The 15,402-nt window shown below is 62.9% G+C and carries 15 protein-coding genes and 1 tRNA gene; 12 read left to right on the top strand and 4 right to left on the bottom strand.

Translation table 11 applies throughout. The features are described 5' to 3' along the window. Positions 1-119 precede the first annotated feature (119 nt). Both ACZ0AJ_RS10350 and ACZ0AJ_RS10345 read right to left on the bottom strand, forming a co-directional pair. On the bottom strand, positions 120-1,421 hold the full coding sequence (locus tag ACZ0AJ_RS10350) for a dicarboxylate/amino acid:cation symporter (RefSeq protein ID WP_499454330.1): 1,302 nt from the start codon (positions 1,419-1,421) through the stop codon (positions 120-122). Positions 1,422-1,584: 163 nt separating this feature from the next. Continuing rightward, entirely contained in the window at positions 1,585-2,367 is a 783-nt protein-coding gene (locus ACZ0AJ_RS10345; RefSeq protein WP_499454732.1) for a 3-hydroxybutyrate dehydrogenase, read from the bottom strand. A gap of 149 nt (positions 2,368-2,516) precedes the next feature. Between ACZ0AJ_RS10345 and ACZ0AJ_RS10340 the strand changes: the two genes are divergently transcribed. The 6 genes from ACZ0AJ_RS10340 (at position 2,517) to ACZ0AJ_RS10315 (ending at position 8,526) form a co-directional block, all read left to right on the top strand. After that, positions 2,517-3,404 carry an alpha/beta fold hydrolase gene (locus ACZ0AJ_RS10340; RefSeq protein WP_499454327.1) on the top strand — a complete coding sequence of 296 codons (888 nt, stop codon included), beginning with the start codon at positions 2,517-2,519 and terminating at the stop codon, positions 3,402-3,404. Positions 3,405-3,445: 41 nt separating this feature from the next. Next, complete coding sequence (locus ACZ0AJ_RS10335; RefSeq protein ID WP_183553092.1) at positions 3,446-3,796, top strand: RidA family protein; 351 nt, start codon at positions 3,446-3,448, stop codon at positions 3,794-3,796. A gap of 4 nt (positions 3,797-3,800) precedes the next feature. Continuing rightward, positions 3,801-6,041, top strand: coding sequence for a RelA/SpoT family protein (locus tag ACZ0AJ_RS10330; RefSeq protein ID WP_258834566.1), 2,241 nt, complete (start codon positions 3,801-3,803; stop codon positions 6,039-6,041). A gap of 84 nt (positions 6,042-6,125) precedes the next feature. Continuing rightward, a complete protein-coding gene (locus tag ACZ0AJ_RS10325) occupies positions 6,126-6,932 on the top strand; it encodes an MlaE family ABC transporter permease (RefSeq protein ID WP_499454325.1) in 807 nt (268 codons plus the stop codon). Between the two features lie 20 nt (positions 6,933-6,952). After that, positions 6,953-7,900, top strand: coding sequence for an MlaD family protein (locus ACZ0AJ_RS10320; RefSeq protein WP_499454324.1), 948 nt, complete (start codon positions 6,953-6,955; stop codon positions 7,898-7,900). After that, entirely contained in the window at positions 7,897-8,526 is a 630-nt protein-coding gene (locus ACZ0AJ_RS10315) for a hypothetical protein (protein ID WP_499454322.1), read from the top strand. The genes ACZ0AJ_RS10320 and ACZ0AJ_RS10315 overlap by 4 nt, the downstream gene beginning before the upstream one ends. Positions 8,527-8,537: 11 nt before the next feature. Here the strand turns inward: ACZ0AJ_RS10315 and ACZ0AJ_RS10310 are convergent, their stop codons facing one another. Continuing rightward, positions 8,538-9,467: an NAD(P)/FAD-dependent oxidoreductase gene (locus ACZ0AJ_RS10310; protein ID WP_332533338.1), complete on the bottom strand. Its 930-nt coding sequence runs from the start codon at positions 9,465-9,467 to the stop codon at positions 8,538-8,540. Positions 9,468-9,574: 107 nt separating this feature from the next. Next, positions 9,575-10,498, bottom strand: coding sequence for a cation diffusion facilitator family transporter (locus ACZ0AJ_RS10305; RefSeq protein ID WP_499456767.1), 924 nt, complete (start codon positions 10,496-10,498; stop codon positions 9,575-9,577). Between the two features lie 132 nt (positions 10,499-10,630). Here ACZ0AJ_RS10305 and ACZ0AJ_RS10300 point away from each other — a divergent pair. The 6 genes from ACZ0AJ_RS10300 (at position 10,631) to pheS (ending at position 15,401) form a co-directional block, all read left to right on the top strand. Next, positions 10,631-10,707: transfer RNA gene (locus ACZ0AJ_RS10300), tRNA-Val, on the top strand. Positions 10,708-10,914: 207 nt separating this feature from the next. Next, positions 10,915-12,825 carry a threonine--tRNA ligase gene (gene thrS / locus ACZ0AJ_RS10295; protein ID WP_183553081.1) on the top strand — a complete coding sequence of 637 codons (1,911 nt, stop codon included), beginning with the start codon at positions 10,915-10,917 and terminating at the stop codon, positions 12,823-12,825. A gap of 87 nt (positions 12,826-12,912) precedes the next feature. Beyond that, entirely contained in the window at positions 12,913-13,383 is a 471-nt protein-coding gene (gene infC, locus ACZ0AJ_RS10290; protein ID WP_221290154.1) for a translation initiation factor IF-3, read from the top strand. 289 nt (positions 13,384-13,672) lie between these two features. Beyond that, positions 13,673-13,870 carry a 50S ribosomal protein L35 gene (gene rpmI / locus ACZ0AJ_RS10285; protein WP_183553079.1) on the top strand — a complete coding sequence of 66 codons (198 nt, stop codon included), beginning with the start codon at positions 13,673-13,675 and terminating at the stop codon, positions 13,868-13,870. Between the two features lie 20 nt (positions 13,871-13,890). Further along, on the top strand, positions 13,891-14,250 hold the full coding sequence (gene rplT / locus ACZ0AJ_RS10280; RefSeq protein ID WP_183553077.1) for a 50S ribosomal protein L20: 360 nt from the start codon (positions 13,891-13,893) through the stop codon (positions 14,248-14,250). Between the two features lie 137 nt (positions 14,251-14,387). Then, complete coding sequence (pheS, locus tag ACZ0AJ_RS10275) at positions 14,388-15,401, top strand: phenylalanine--tRNA ligase subunit alpha (protein WP_183553075.1); 1,014 nt, start codon at positions 14,388-14,390, stop codon at positions 15,399-15,401. The last annotated feature ends 1 nt before the right edge of the window (position 15,402 follow it).

Genomic DNA, 15,402 nt, shown 5'->3' with positions numbered 1-15,402 from the left:
CGTCAGTCGGGATGTTCAATATACCAGACGCTACCGGGCAGCATTCACACGATCAGGTACGCCAAAAAAAAACCGCACCCTGGAGGATGCGGCTTTCATGGACGGGCAAACGCAGGCGATTACGCCGCTTCGCGCACGGCCTTCATCGTGGTCTGGTCTTCGACGATCACGCGGTTATGCAGGACATCGTCCATGCGCTTGACGTCGAGTTCGTTTTCCCATTTCGACACGACGACCGTGGCCACACCGTTACCGATGAAGTTGGTCAGTGCGCGCGCTTCGCTCATGAAGCGGTCGATGCCCAGGATCAGTGCCATGCCGGCTACCGGAATCGTCGGCACCACGGCAAGCGTTGCGGCCAGCGTGATGAAGCCGGCGCCGGTGATGCCCGATGCGCCTTTCGAGGTCAGCATCGCCACCAGCAGGATGGTCAGTTCCTGGGTCAGCGTCAGGTCGGTGTTGGTCGCTTGCGCCACGAACAGGGCCGCCATCGTCATGTAGATGTTGGTGCCGTCCAGGTTGAACGAGTAACCGGTTGGCACCACCAGGCCGACGACCGGCTTGGCGCAGCCCAGGCTTTCCAGCTTGCGCATCAGGCTTGGCAGGGCGCTTTCCGACGACGACGTGCCCAGCACGATCAGCAGTTCTTCCTTGATGTAGCGGATGAACTTGAAGATCGAGAAGCCGGTGAAGCGGGCGATTGCGCCCAGCACGATGAAGATGAACAGGGCGCAGGTCAGATAGAACGAGCCCATCAGCTTGGCCAGCGGCAGCAGCGACGCGATGCCGTACTTGCCGATCGTGAACGCCATCGCGCCGAACGCGCCCAGCGGGGCGACCTTCATGATGATGTTGACGATGCCGAAGATCACGTGCGAGACGTCATCGATGAGCTTGGTGACCGGACGGCCGCGCTCGCCCATCATCGACAGTGCAAAGCCGAAGAGGATCGCGACCAGCAGCACTTGCAGGATGTTACCCGTAGCAAACGCATCCACGAACGTGGTCGGGATGATGTGCATGATGAACTCGGTCGTGGTCTGGGCATGCGCATTGGTCGTGTATTGCGCAATCGCGCTCGAATCGAGCGTGGCCGGATCGACGTTGAAGCCAGCGCCCGGCTTGGCGACGTTGGCCACGACCAGGCCGATGGCCAGCGCGAAGGTCGACACGACTTCGAAGTACAGCAGTGCCTTGCCGCCGACGCGGCCGATCTTCTTCATGTCCTGCATGCCGGCGATACCGGCGACGACGGTACAGAAGATCACGGGGGCAATGATCATTTTGATCAGTTTGATGAAGCCGTCTCCCAAGGGCTTCATCGCGGTGCCTACCTCTGGGTAAAATACGCCCAGCAACACGCCAAGAACAATGGCGAACAATACCTGGACGTACAGGATTTTATAAAACGGCTTCTTCATGGCAACTCTTCAACGAGGTTGGTAGTGATGCCATGGTCGCGCATTCAGCCGGTGCGGGCTATTGTGGAAATCCGCATGCTGCACCGCAGCAGTGCGGCGTGGAAATTTTTGCACCCGGAGTGTGCGTAGCCGGGCAACAAGCCCGGCTACGACGGGAGAATTGTTACTGAGCAGCCCAGCCGCCGTCCATATTCCAGGCCACGCCGCGCACCTGGTTTGCCGCCGGACTGCAGAAGAACACGGCCAGCGCGCCCAGTTCGTCGGGCGTGACGAATTCACCGGATGGCTGCTTCTCGAGCAGCAGCGCCTTGCGCGCAGCGTCGTTGTCGGTGCCTTCGCGCGCGGCGCGGTCGTCCACCTGCTTCTGGACCAGCGGCGTCAGCACGAAGCCGGGGCAGATCGCATTGCACGTTACGCCCGTCTGCGCCGTTTCCAGCGCGGTGACCTTGGTCAGGCCGACCAGCCCGTGCTTGGCCGCGACATACGCCGACTTCTGGCTCGAGCCCACCAGGCCATGCACCGAGGCCAGGTTGATGATGCGGCCCCAGTTCTTTTGCTTCATGCCAGGCAAGGCAAGGCGCGTCGTGTGGAACGCCGAGCTCAGGTTGATGGCGATGATCGCGTCCCAGCGTTCGGGCGGAAAATCCTCGAGCGCGGCCACGTGCTGGATGCCGGCGTTGTTGACCAGGATGTCGACGCCGCCGAACTTGTCGCTGGCATACTGCATCAACGCGGCGATCTCGTCGGGCTTGGACATGTCGGCATTGTGGTACGCCGTCTGCACGCCGAATTCGGCGCCGATATCGGTGTAGAGCTTTTCGATCTGCTGCGCGTCGCCGAAGCCGTTGAACACGATATTGGCCCCCTGTTCGGCCAGCGAGCGTGCGATCCCCAGGCCGATGCCCGAGGTCGATCCGGTGACGAGAGCCGTTTTACCGTTTAGCATGATCGATGTCATTGTGTCCTCATGGGTAAATGCCCGTTGGCGAGCGTATGGGGGGAACTCCCTCAGAATTGGTAGAATTCTAACCGTAACGCCTCCCGCGTGCGAAAGCAGCCAGGCGCCTTTCATGATTTTCTTATTCCGGAGTCGCGATGTCCGAGCCCAGATTCAAGAGCGTCCAGTGCATGTCGCCTGCCGGTTTGCACCGTGTCGCCTACAAGGAATGGGGCGCGGCGGACAATCCGAAGGTGCTCGTCTGCGTGCACGGCGTAACCCGCGTAGGGGATGACTTCGACCATATGGCGCAGGCGCTGTGCGATACGTGGCGTGTCGTGTGCCCGGATATCGTCGGGCGCGGGCGCTCCGACCGGCTGCGCGATCCGGCCGGCTACCAGGTGTCGCAATACGTGGCCGACATGGTCACGCTGATCGCCCGCGTGACTGCCGGCTCCGACAACGAGGATGTCGCCTGGTTCGGCACCTCGATGGGCGGCCTGATCGGCATGTCGCTCGCGGCACTGGAAAACTCGCCAATCTCGCGGCTCGTGATCAACGATATCGGCCCGGCACTGGGCGGCGAGGCGCTGCAGCGCATCGGCGAGTACATCGGCCAGGACGTGCGCTTTCCGAGCTTTGCGGCCGGCGCCGACTACATCAAGGCCGTCTCGGCCACGTTCGGGCCGCACGCCGACGCCGAGTGGCGCAAGCTGGCCAGCGATGTGCTGCGCCAGGATGCAGATGGCCAGTGGCGCCGCCACTACGACCTGAATCTGGCGCAGCCGTTTCGCAGCATGACGGTGGAACGCGCGGCCGAGGACGAAGCCGCGCTGTGGGCGGCCTGGGATGCGATCACGTGTCCCACGCTGCTGGTGCGTGGCGCACAGTCCGACCTGCTCTCGCGCGCCACGGCGCAGCAGATGACGACCCGCGGGCCGCGGGCGCGCCTGGTCGAGATCCCCGGCGTCGGTCATGCGCCAACGTTCGTGCACGCCGACCAGATCGCGCTTGCCCGCACATTTTTAAACGGCACGGGATCATGACGATCCGGCCTGAATCAACCTTTATCGAACAGAAAGAGACCATGGAAATCAAACGACTGCACGTAGGCAAACGACTGTCCGAAGTCGCGATCCACAACGAGACCGTGTACCTGGCCGGCCAGATCGCCGAAGACACTACCCAGGGCATCGATGGCCAGATGCGCGAAGTGCTGGGCCACGTCGACCGTTTGCTGGGCGAAGCCGGCAGCGACAAATCGTGCATCCTGTCCTGCAATATCTTCATCTCGGACATGGACAACTTCCCTGGCATGAACGATGTCTGGGACGAGTGGGTCGCCCAGGGCCACACGCCGCCGCGCGCCACCGTCGAAGCCAAGCTGGCCAACCCGGCCTGCCTGGTCGAGGTGTGCGTCATCGCCGCACTGCGCTGAGCGCATGGTCTCCACCGCACTGTTAGGAGATACCAAGACCGGCCTGGTACAGGGGCTGAGCCCTGAGGACTGCGTGCGCGTGCACGCTGCGCTCGACTACGCGTTCGGCGCCTACGGCGCGCGCCTGGCCGGCTCGGGCCAGAGCGCGTTCGAATTCTCGCTCGGCGCTGCCGGCACGCTGGCGTACCTGAATACCGATGCCGAAACGCGTATCGCCGGCCTGGTGTTCGAGCTGGCGCTGATGGACCCGGCCGTGTTCACCGACCTCGAAGAACGCTTCGGCGCCGGCGTCGTTGCGCTGGTACAGGGCGTGCATCAGCTGATCCGGCTGCGCGACCTGACCGCGGGCGGCGCGCCCGTGGGCAGCGGCAAGAACGCCGCGCAGCAGGCCGCAGCGCAAAACGAGACACTGCGCAAGATGCTGCTGGCGATGGCCACCGACATGCGCGTTGTGCTGATGCGCCTGGCCTCGTGCGCGGCCACGCTGCGCCACTTCGCCGAGCACAAACGGTTTGACGACGTCACGCGCGCCTACGGGCGCGAGGTGCTGGACTTCTATGCGCCGCTGGCCAACCGGCTCGGGATCTGGCAATTGAAGTGGGAGCTGGAAGACCTCGCGTTTCGCTTCATCGAGCCCGATACCTACAAGCGCATCGCCAAGATGCTCGAAGAAAAGCGCATGTCGCGCGAAAGCTTTGTCGCCTCGTCGATCGAGCGCCTGCAACGCGAGCTGGCGTCGGCCTCGATTCCCGCCGATGTGTCGGGCCGGCCGAAGCACATTTACAGCATCTGGAGCAAGATGCGCGGCAAGGAGCTCGATTTCACCGAGCTGTATGACGTGCGCGCGTTTCGCGTGATCGTCCCCGACATCAAGACCTGCTACACGGTGCTGGGCGTGATCCACAATATCTGGACGCCGGTGCCGAAGGAATTCGACGACTATATCTCGCGCCCGAAGCCCAATGGCTACCGCTCGCTGCACACGGTGGTCATGGCCGAAGACGGCCGGCCGCTCGAAGTGCAGATCCGCACGCAGGAGATGCACAACTTCGCCGAATACGGCATCGCTGCGCACTGGCGCTACAAAGAAGAAGGCGGCTCGAACTTCAAGAGCCAGCAATACGACGAAAAGATCGCCTGGCTGCGCCAGCTGCTGGCATGGAAGACCGACGTGTCCGATGCCGTGTCGGGCCAGGAAGAACTGCAGCGCGAATGGGTTGAAAAACTCAAGGCCACGACGCTCGACGACCGCATCTTCGTGCTGACGCCGCAGGCGCGGGTGCTCGAACTGCCGGTGGGCGCCACGCCGATCGACTTCGCGTACCACCTGCACAGCGATGTCGGCCACCGCTGCCGCGGCGCGCGCATTGATGGCGTGATGGTGCCACTGAATACGCAACTGAAAAACGGCCAGACCTGCGAAATCATCACGGCCAAGGGCTCCAGCGGCAACCAGGGGCCGTCGCGCGACTGGCTCAGTCCTGGCTACGCGGTCAGCAGCCGCACGCGCTCCAAGATCCGCGCCTGGTTCCACGCGCTGGACCAGGCCGAAACGCTGGCCCACGGCCGCGCGCTCGTCGAAAAGTCGCTCCAGCGCGAAGGCAAGACGGCCGTCAACCTGGAACTGCTGGCGCAGAAGCTGGGCTTTGCCAAGGTGGACGAACTGTTCATCGAAGTGGGCAAGGACAAGTTCAGCCTGCGCCACGTGGAAGCGGCACTGCACGATGGCGACGAACCGGCGCCGGTCGAGGAACCGAAGTTCGACAACAAGAGCCGCGCCTCGAGCGTGGAGCAGGGCGCCAAGTCGGGCGTGCTGGTACTGGGCACCGAGGGGCTCATGACCTTGCTCGCCAAGTGCTGCAAGCCGGCGCCGCCCGATCCGATCATCGGCTTCGTCACGCGTGGGAAGGGCGTCTCGATCCACCGGCTGACCTGCAAGAACTTCTCCGAGATGCAGGCCAAGTCGCCGGAACGCGTCATCCAGACCGAATGGGGTTCAGCGGGCAACGAAACCGTTTATCCGGTCGACCTGTTCATCCTGGCGCAGGACCGGCAAGGGCTGCTGCGCGATATCTCCGAAGTCTTCTCGCGTGAGAAGATCAATGTGATCGGGGTGAACACGCAAAGCGCCAAGGGCCAGGCGCGCATGATCTTCACGGCCGAAATCGGCTCGACGGCGCAGGCGCAGAAGGCGCTGGCGGCGATCATGGAGGTGGGCGGCGTGATGGAGGCGAAGCGGCAGTAGGGGCATGCCCGGTGCGCGGGTCGGTGACGTAATCATTTGTCACCGACCCGCGCAGCCTGCCGCAACCGCAGTATCATTCAGCCCATGCCGCGCTCGCTTCCTTCCACCGCCCATCCCGAACTCTGGTTCGCGCACGCCAAACGCTACCTGCGCAGCTGGTGGTACATGATTCACCTGGGCGCAATCGCCATCGTGCTCGCGTTCTCGCCGTCGACGTGGCAGCGCGAGCGCTTCCACGCCACCGCGCGCCACATCCACGCCAGCACCTGGCAGGTGCTGCCCTGGTTCACGCTGGCCGCGTGCCTGGTGAGCCTCGTCATCATCCGCATCGTGCTGGTCACCGCCAAGAGCTATGGCCTGTCGGGCTTTGCGCTCGAGATGGTGGTGCGGGTGCTGGTGCTCGAACTGATTCCGCTGTGCGCCGCGCTGTTCGTCGCGCTACGCGCCAGCATGGCGTTCGACGCATCGGCCCTCGGCCTTGCGCGCCGCGCGCTGCCCGCACGTGGCGCCAGCGACGACGCGCTGCGCCGCATGCGCAGCGACCTGGTGCCCCAGTTGTTCGCCAATGCCGTGGCGGTGCTGACGCTGGCGCTGGTCACCTCCATCGTCGTGCTGCTGCTGGCCTATCTGAACGTGTACGGTGTCTCGCCGTGGGGTCTGGGCGACTATACCCGCACAGTAGGGCGCGTGTTCGCACCAAGCGTCACGGCCGGCTTCGTGCTCAAGACGGTGCTGTTCGGCCTGGCCGTGGCGCTGATCCCGACGGCGGCCATCCTCGAATTGCAGCGCTATCCGCGCCGGCTGGTCTCGACCGTGCAGCCGGGCGCACTGCGCCTGCTGTTCGTGCTGATCGTGATCGAAGCGGCCTCGCTTGCACTGAAATACATCTGATTGACAGGACCAAGACTCACATGACGGACCAGATTCCCGATACCGCGCTTCCCGACGAGCCGAAGCACGTCGAAACCAAGGCCGTGATCCTCCTCGTTTTTCTGGGGTTGATGATCTGCGGCTTCGTGTTCTACGTGATGTACGCGCGCGGCGTGTTCGAGCCGACCCAGCGCCTGACGCTCGTGGCCGACGATTCGACCGGCGTCATTCCCGGAATGGACATGACCTTTGCCGGCTTTCCGATCGGGCGCGTGCGCCAGGTGGAGCTGGCCGATACCGGCAAGGTGAATATCCTGGTCGACGTCCAGAGCAAGGACGCCAAGTGGCTGCGCGCCTCGAGCGTCTTCACGCTGGAGTCGAGCATCGTCGGCGAAACGCGTCTGCGCGCCTATACGGGCGTGCTGACCGATGCGCCGCTGCCGGCCGGCTCGACCCGCACCGTGCTGCGCGGCGACGCCACGGCGGAGATTCCGCGCATCGTCGCCACGGCGCGCGGGCTGCTGGAAAACCTGGAAACGATGACCTCGTCCGGCTCGGACGTGAACACCAGCCTGTCGAACCTGTCGGCCGTCACGGGCCGCATGTCGGGGCGTTACGGCGTGCTCGGTGGCGCGCTCGGTGGCGACGAGGAAGCGAAGAAGCTGATGGAAGCGCTCGACCGCGTCAACCTGATCCTGGCCAAGGCCGACCAGCGCGTGTTCGGCCAGGCCGGCGTGATGGACGACGCCCAGGCGGCCGTGCGCCAGCTGGATGTCGTGCTCAAGGATGCGAGCGCCACCTTGAAGAAAGTCGACGCCGTGCTGGTCGAAGCGCAGGCCGTTGGCGCCAACACGCGAGAAGCGACCGAAGACCTGAGCGCACTGCGCGGCGACGTCGACGCGAGCCTGCGCAAGGTGAATCGCCTGGTCGAGGAAATCAACCGCAAGTGGCCGTTCGCGCGCACCAATCCGGAGATCAAGCTGCCATGAAAACCATTCCATTGTTGATGGCTGCGTTGCTGGCCGGCTGCGCGAGCAAGCCGTTGCTACCCGACTGGCAGGCAAATGCCAAGGGCGCGCTCGACGCATCGGTGGACGATTACCTGAAAGGCCACACGGCCGCATCGAATGCCGAGTTCCGCGAAGCGCGTGCCGAGACCACGGCCACCGGGCGGCTTGACCATGTAGCCCAGGTGGAGCTGGTGCGCTGCGCGGCGCAGGTGGCCAGTCTCGTGTTCGAGGATTGCCCGGGTTACGCGGCGCTGGCGACGGATGCGACACCGGCGCAGCGTGCCTACGCCGCCTATCTGGCGGGACAGTGGGATAGACTGGATGTGGCGCTGCTGCCCGAGCAGCATCGGGCCGTGGTTGGTGGCGGCTCGCTTGAGAGCATTGCCGATCCGCTGGCGCGGCTGGTTGCGGCTGGCGCGCAGTTCAAGGCGAGCCGCATCACGCCAGCGGGGATCACGCTGGCGGTCGACACGGCCTCAAACCAGGGCTGGCGCCGGCCGCTGCTGGCGTGGCTGGGCGTACAGGCGCAGCGCGCCGAGGCGGCGGGCGACACGGCCGCACAGGCGGCAATCGAGCGGCGCCGCAAGCTGGCCGGCGGCCAATAAAACTCAACCCGTCAGCGCAGCGCCCACGGCAGCGTGTTGTGAATGGTCGTTGCGGCAATGGCGGCCTGGCCGGTCGCTACGGTGATCTGGTTCAGCCCGCGCGTGACGTCGCCGATTGCGTACAGCCCGGGCACAGCCGTGCGGCAATGGTCGTCCACTGTCAGCGTGTCGCATTCGACCGTTTCGGCGCCCAGGTTGGCCGCCAGGGCAGAGCGGGCATTTTCACCCAGCATCGGGTAGAACACATCGCATTCGTAGGATTGCCCGTCGCGCGTGTGAAGCACGGGTTTCAGGTCGTCGGTCAGCGTGACGCCGGCCAGCGGTGAAGCGATGTGCTGGACGTTCGCCGCCTGCAGCTGCGCATGCTGGTCGGCGTCGACCACCGACTCGTCGGCCCGCTCGAACAGCAGCACGTCGCGGCTGAAGCTGCGCATGAAGAGCGCATGCCCGACTGGATTGACTTCGGCGGTGGCCACGGCGATGCGCTTGTCGATCACGTCGTAGCCGTCGCACACGGGGCACAGGCGCACCGCGCCGCTGGCCACGGCTTCGTCCCAGCGTTCGACCGGCATGCCCACGTCAGCCACGCCCGTGGCCAGCAGCACCGTGTAGGCGCGCATTTCGGTGACGTCGCCTTCCGGGCTCGTGCAGTCGGCGATGAACAGGCCGTCGTCGATGCGCAGGTTGCTGATTTCGCCGGGAATCACGTGGCCGCCGTACTTGCCGAGCTGGCAGCGCAACTGGTCGAGCAGCAGCTTGCCATTGATCCCGTCCGGAAAGCCAGGGTAGTTGTGCGAGACGGGAATCCAGGCCAGGCGGCTGTTGCCCTTGTCGACCAAGGCGACATTGCGGGTAAAGCGGCGCAGGTAGATGGCGGCGGTCAGGCCACCCGGCCCGCCGCCGATGATGAGAGTGTCGAATACGTTCGGTGTAAGGTCCATGGCAGCATTATGTCGCCGATTGCCGAACCGGGCTATCGGCGCACGCGCTCGCTTTGGGTGGGCCTGTGCTTACACGAACAGTGGCAAGTCGATGTTGACCGCCGGTTTCACAGCGATTTGCCGCCGGCCGCTTCGGGTTGCAACGTGACATGGTCGATGCCATGGCGCGCGCGCAGCATCGCGCGTACGGCTTCCAGCACGGCGGGCCACTGTTCCAGACTGCGGATCTCGATGTGGCCGATTAGTGCCGGGTGGCCGGGCGACATGTCCCAGACGTGCATGTCGTGCACGGCCAGTACGCCGTCGACGGCGGCCATGTCGGCGCCGACCTGCACGAAGTCGATCGCGTGCGGTACGGCTTCCATCAGAAAGTGGTACGACTCGCGCAGGATGCCGCTGGTCGAGCGCAGGATCAGCAGGGCGACGAAGATCGACAGGATCGGGTCAGCGCGCAGCCAGCCGGTGTAATAGATAATGGCGCCGGACGCGATCGCGGCCAGCGAACCGAGCAGGTCGCCCATCACATTGACGAGCGCGGCGCGCGTGTTGATGCTGTCGTTGTTGCGTGACAGGATCCATGCGACGAGCAGATTGATCGAGGCGCCCAGCGCGGCCACGACCAGCACGATGCCGCCCTTGACGGGCTCCGGATGGATCAGGCGCTGGATGGCTTCCCAGCCGATCCAGCCCACCAGGGCCAGCATCACCAGGCAGTTGACGAATGCGGCCAGGGCTTCGGCGCGTACGAAGCCGAACGAGTGGCGCGCCGATGGGGGGCGCTTGGCGATCATCTGTGCGAGCAGGGCCAGGCCGAGGGCGGCGGCGTCGGTGACCATATGGCCGGCGTCCGAGATCAGGGCCAGCGAGTTCGACAGGAAGCCGGTAATCACCTCGACCAGCGCGAACAGCAACGTCAGGCCCATCGCGAACGCCAGTGCCTTCTGGCTGCGCGCTTCAATGGAATGGGAATGGCTTGCGTCACCGTCGAGGTGGGCATGCAGGTGGGAGGGGTCGTGCGGCTTGTACGTCATCGCCATGCAATCAATATTCGGATGGGGCACCAGTGTAAATCATCGGCGCCCGTGCAGCATGGTGAGCTGGTCAGCAATAAATTTTGTGCGAGGGTTGCAGTTCCCGCATCGGGTCCCTATAATGGCGGCATCGGGCGGTTAGTTCAGCTGGTTAGAATACTTGGTCGACATCCAAGGGGTCGCAGATTCGAATTCTGCACCGCCCACCAGAATATCAGTAAGAGCGAGAAAGGCATCAACGGTTATGACACCGCGAACTACAACCAGGTTGTGGGGGAATCGCTAGGCGCGGTGTGGTGTTCTTTTGCTCGACACAAAGAAGAAAACGCGGCTAGCCCGCGTTTTTTTTCGTCCAGATTTTACTATCCTTGATTCTTGTTATTTAACGGCGCGCGGCGCCACGATTGGAGTACAGCATGTTGAACGTCCGACTTCCCGATGGTTCCAGCCGCCAGTTTGACGGTCCCGTGACGGTGGCGCAGGTAGCGCAGAGCATTGCCCCGAGCCTGGGCAAGGCGGCGCTGGCCGGCAAGGTCAACGGTAAAGTGGTCGACACGTCGTTCCTGATCGACGCCGACGCCGATCTCGCGATCGTTACCGACCGCGACCCTGAAGGCCTGGACGTGATCCGTCACTCGACCGCCCACCTGCTGGCGCACGCGGTCAAGGAGCTGTTCCCTGAAGCGCAGGTGACGATCGGCCCGGTCATCGAAAACGGCTTCTATTACGACTTCTCGTACAAGCGCCCGTTCACCCCGGACGACCTGACCGCCATCGAAAAGAAGATGACCGAGCTGGCCAAGAAGGACGAGCCGGTCACCCGCAAGGTGCTGCCACGTGACGAAGCCGTCGATTACTTCAAGTCGATCGGCGAGCACTACAAGGCGGAAATCATTGCCTCGATCCCGGCGAACGAGGATGTCTCGCTGTACACCGAGGGCAGCTTCACCGACCTGTGCCGCGGCCCGCACGTGCCATCGTCCGGCAAGCTGAAAGTCTTCAAGCTGATGAAGCTGGCGGGCGCCTACTGGCGCGGCGACTCCAAGAACGAGATGCTGCAGCGCGTGTACGGCACTGCCTGGACCAAGAAGGAAGACCAGGAGCAGTACCTGCACATGCTCGAAGAAGCCGAAAAGCGCGATCACCGTAAACTCGGCAAGTCGCTGGACCTGTTCCACTTCCAGGAGGAAGCCCCTGGCCTCGTGTTCTGGCATCCGAAGGGCTGGACCATCTGGCAGCAGGTCGAGCAGTACATGCGCCACAAGTACCAGGTCGCCGGCTACAGCGAAGTCAAGGCGCCGCAGATTCTCGACCGCACGCTGTGGGAAAAGACCGGTCACTGGGAAAACTACCGCGACAATATGTTCACGACCGAGTCGGAGAACCGTTCGTACGCATTGAAGCCGATGAATTGCCCGGGCCACGTGCAGATCTACAACTCGGGCATGCGCTCGTACCGCGATCTGCCGCTGCGCTTCGGCGAATTCGGCCAGTGCCACCGCAACGAGCCGTCCGGCGCGCTGCACGGCCTGATGCGCGTGCGCGGCTTTACCCAGGATGACGGCCACATCTTCTGTACCGAAGAGCAGGTCGAGCGCGAAGTCACGTCGTTCCACGCCCAGGCGATGGCCGTGTATGACGATTTCGGCTTTGCCAATATCGACGTCAAGCTGGCGCTGCGTCCCGACAGCCGCATCGGTTCGGACGAGGTCTGGGACCAGGCCGAAGAATCGCTGCGCTCGGCGCTGCGTGCCTGCGGCGTGACCTGGACCGAATTGCCGGGCGAGGGCGCGTTCTATGGTCCGAAGATCGAGTACCACCTGAAGGATAGTCTCGGCCGTCCATGGCAGGTCGGCACCGTGCAGGTCGACTTCTCGATGCCGGGCCGCCTCGGTTCCGAGTATGTCGCAGAAGACAACACCCGCCGCGTGCCGGTGATGCTGCACCGTGCGATCGTCGGTTCGATGGAGCGTTTCATCGGCATCCTGATCGAAAACTATGCCGGCGCGCTGCCGCTGTGGCTGGCGCCGGTGCAGGTAGCGGTGCTCAATATCTCGGATGCGCAGGGCGATTATGTGAAAGAAGTCGAGGCCAAGCTGCGCGCGGCAGGCCTGCGTGTTCACGCTGATTTGCGCAATGAGAAGATCACCTATAAAATACGTGAACATTCCGTCCAAAAACTGCCGTACATCCTCGTTGTTGGGGATAAAGAAAAAGACGCGAATACCGTGGCTGTGCGAGCCCGAGGCAATGTCGATCTGGGCGTGATGTCCGTCGATGCACTCGTGGAACGTCTGGTGGGCGAAGTCGCCGCCAAGACCAAGTAATCCCGGCCAAATTTCAATACGTTCAAAGGAAACAACATAGCTACTGACAAGAATAATCGCATCAATGGCGAGATCACCCATCCCGAAATGCGTTTGAACGGCGTAGAGAACGAGCCATTGGGCATCGTTAGTCTCGCCGACGCGTTCCGCATGGCCGAAGAACTGAACGTCGACCTGGTCGAGATCGCGCCAAACGCGGTCCCGCCGGTCTGCCGCCTGATGGACTACGGCAAGTTCAAGTATTCGGAACAAAAGAAAGCGCATGAGGCGAAGCTCAAGCAGAAGATTATCCAGGTCAAGGAAGTCAAATTCCGTCCGGGTACCGATGATGGCGACTACAACATCAAGTTGCGTAACCTCATCAAGTTCCTGGAAGAAGGCGACAAAGCCAAGATCACGCTGCGCTTCCGCGGTCGTGAAATGGCCCACCAGGATATCGGTATGCGTGTGCTCGAGCGTCTGCGCACGGATCTCGATGCAGTCGGTCAGGTGGAGCAGTTCCCGAAACTCGAAGGTCGCCAGATGATCATGGTGGTCGCGCCGAGGAAGAAGAAGTAATTCTTCGCCGGGAGCATCCAGAGCCGGGTCCGCGTTACAGACGTCGTCTGTAGCCCGGCCCGGCTTTATTGCGCCCGTACGCCTGGTGTTGCCCACTGCCTGTCTTTCTTGCAGTCAGCTATCCAAGCGTGAATAAGCTGTGCTACAATCTTCGATTCCTGTTTGCGACAAGCAGGTTGTAGCAGGCTCTGAGTCTGCTGCAAAACAAGTGAAAGTAGGCATCTAAGAGCAGCGTCGCTGCCACCTGCAATCCTGTTACATATGAGACTGTCCGCGAGGGCAGATGACTATGCCAAAAATGAAAACCAAAAGCAGCGCGAAGAAACGTTTTCGCGTGCGTCCAGGTGGTACTGTGAAATCGGGTATGGCGTTCAAGCGTCACATCCTGACCAAGAAGACCACCAAGAACAAGCGCCAACTGCGCGGCACCCGCAACATCAATGCAGCAGACGTCACGTCCGTCTACCGCATGATGCCATCTGCTTAATCTCACACTAAGGAGCTACTATGCCTAGAGTTAAACGTGGGGTTACAGCACGTGCCCGTCATAAGAAGGTTCTTGACCTTGCCAAAGGTTACCGCGGTCGTCGCAGCAAGGTATATCGTGTTGCCAAGCAAGCAGTCATGCGCGCTGGTCAATACGCATACCGTGACCGTCGCAACAAGAAGCGCGTCTTCCGCGCACTGTGGATCACCCGTATCAACGCGGCATCGCGTTCGCACGGCATGACCTACAGCGTGTTCATGAACGGCCTGAAGAAGTCCGCGATTGAACTGGACCGTAAAGTCCTGGCCGACATGGCTGTGCATGACAAGCCGGCATTCGCCGCGATTGTCAGCGCCGTCAAGGCCAAGCTGGCTGCTTGATTCGTTAAGTTGCTAAGCAAGTTGGTGCCGCGCCCCTCACGGGGTGTGGCGCACAAAGAAGCGGGGCAAGGTTCACACCTGTGCCCCGTTTTTGATTCTGGCGTCTCCCGCCAACGAAAAACAGGAAAAGAACAAGCATGAACCTGGAAGAACTCGTCGTCGCGGCCCGTGCCGATTTCGCGGAGGCGCCAGACGCCGCCGCGCTTGAAAATGCGAAAGCCAAGTACCTGGGCAAGACCGGCCAGGTCACCGACCTGATGAAGGGTCTGGGCAAGCTCGATCCCGATGCGCGCAAGGCGCAGGGCGCCCTGATCAATGCCGCCAAAGAACAAATCGAACAGGCATTGACCGCGCGCCGCGAGGCGCTCGCCGAGGCGCAGCTGCAGGCGCGTCTTTCCATGGAAGCCATCGACGTGACGCTGCCCGGCCGTGGCCGCTCGAAGGGTGGCATCCACCCGGTGATGCGCACCTGGGAACGTGTCGAACAGATCTTCCGCTCCATCGGTTTCGACGTGGCCGACGGCCCCGAGATCGAAAACGACTGGACCAATTTCACCGCACTGAATAGCCCCGAAAACCACCCGGCCCGTTCGATGCAGGACACCTTCTATATCGACGGCAACGACAGCACCGGCAAGCCGCTGCTGCTGCGCACGCACACGAGCCCGATGCAGGTACGCTATGCCCGCACGCACACGCCGCCGATCAAGGTCATCGCACCGGGGCGCACCTACCGCGTCGACAGCGACGCGACCCACTCGCCGATGTTCCACCAGGTCGAAGGCCTGTGGATCGGCGAGAACATCAGCTTCGCCGACCTCAAGGGCGTGTACCTGAACTTCGTCCAGGCCTTCTTCGAGACCGACGACCTGCAAGTGCGCTTCCGCCCGTCGTATTTCCCGTTCACCGAACCGTCGGCCGAGATCGACATCGCATTCGGCTCCGGTCCGCTCAAGGGCCGCTGGCTCGAAGTCTCGGGCGCCGGCCAGGTGCACCCGACGGTGGTGCGCAACTTCGGGCTCGACCCGGAAAAATTCATCGGCTTCGCGTTCGGCTCCGGCCTCGAGCGCCTGACGATGCTGCGTTATGGAATCAGCGATTTGCGCCTGTTCTACGAAGGCGACCTGCGCTTCCTGAAGCAGTTCAATTAAT

This window comes from Telluria sp. AC161, assembly GCF_979258535.1.
The sequence above is the reverse complement of the archived record's forward strand: the minus strand, read 5'-3'. Positions and strand labels throughout refer to the sequence as shown.

What these genes read in the sequence shown, in the direction of transcription:
- ACZ0AJ_RS10350 (WP_499454330.1), bottom strand. Translation starts at nt 1,421, where the DNA reads ATGAAGAAGCCGTTTTATAAAATCCTGTACGTCCAGGTATTGTTCGCC.
- ACZ0AJ_RS10345 (WP_499454732.1), bottom strand. Translation starts at nt 2,367, where the DNA reads ATGCTAAACGGTAAAACGGCTCTCGTCACCGGATCGACCTCGGGCATC.
- ACZ0AJ_RS10340 (WP_499454327.1), top strand. Translation starts at nt 2,517, where the DNA reads ATGTCCGAGCCCAGATTCAAGAGCGTCCAGTGCATGTCGCCTGCCGGT.
- ACZ0AJ_RS10335 (WP_183553092.1), top strand. Translation starts at nt 3,446, where the DNA reads ATGGAAATCAAACGACTGCACGTAGGCAAACGACTGTCCGAAGTCGCG.
- ACZ0AJ_RS10330 (WP_258834566.1), top strand. Translation starts at nt 3,801, where the DNA reads ATGGTCTCCACCGCACTGTTAGGAGATACCAAGACCGGCCTGGTACAG.
- ACZ0AJ_RS10325 (WP_499454325.1), top strand. Translation starts at nt 6,126, where the DNA reads ATGCCGCGCTCGCTTCCTTCCACCGCCCATCCCGAACTCTGGTTCGCG.
- ACZ0AJ_RS10320 (WP_499454324.1), top strand. Translation starts at nt 6,953, where the DNA reads ATGACGGACCAGATTCCCGATACCGCGCTTCCCGACGAGCCGAAGCAC.
- ACZ0AJ_RS10315 (WP_499454322.1), top strand. Translation starts at nt 7,897, where the DNA reads ATGAAAACCATTCCATTGTTGATGGCTGCGTTGCTGGCCGGCTGCGCG.
- ACZ0AJ_RS10310 (WP_332533338.1), bottom strand. Translation starts at nt 9,467, where the DNA reads ATGGACCTTACACCGAACGTATTCGACACTCTCATCATCGGCGGCGGG.
- ACZ0AJ_RS10305 (WP_499456767.1), bottom strand. Translation starts at nt 10,498, where the DNA reads ATGACGTACAAGCCGCACGACCCCTCCCACCTGCATGCCCACCTCGAC.
- thrS (WP_183553081.1), top strand. Translation starts at nt 10,915, where the DNA reads ATGTTGAACGTCCGACTTCCCGATGGTTCCAGCCGCCAGTTTGACGGT.
- infC (WP_221290154.1), top strand. Translation starts at nt 12,913, where the DNA reads ATGCGTTTGAACGGCGTAGAGAACGAGCCATTGGGCATCGTTAGTCTC.
- rpmI (WP_183553079.1), top strand. Translation starts at nt 13,673, where the DNA reads ATGCCAAAAATGAAAACCAAAAGCAGCGCGAAGAAACGTTTTCGCGTG.
- rplT (WP_183553077.1), top strand. Translation starts at nt 13,891, where the DNA reads ATGCCTAGAGTTAAACGTGGGGTTACAGCACGTGCCCGTCATAAGAAG.
- pheS (WP_183553075.1), top strand. Translation starts at nt 14,388, where the DNA reads ATGAACCTGGAAGAACTCGTCGTCGCGGCCCGTGCCGATTTCGCGGAG.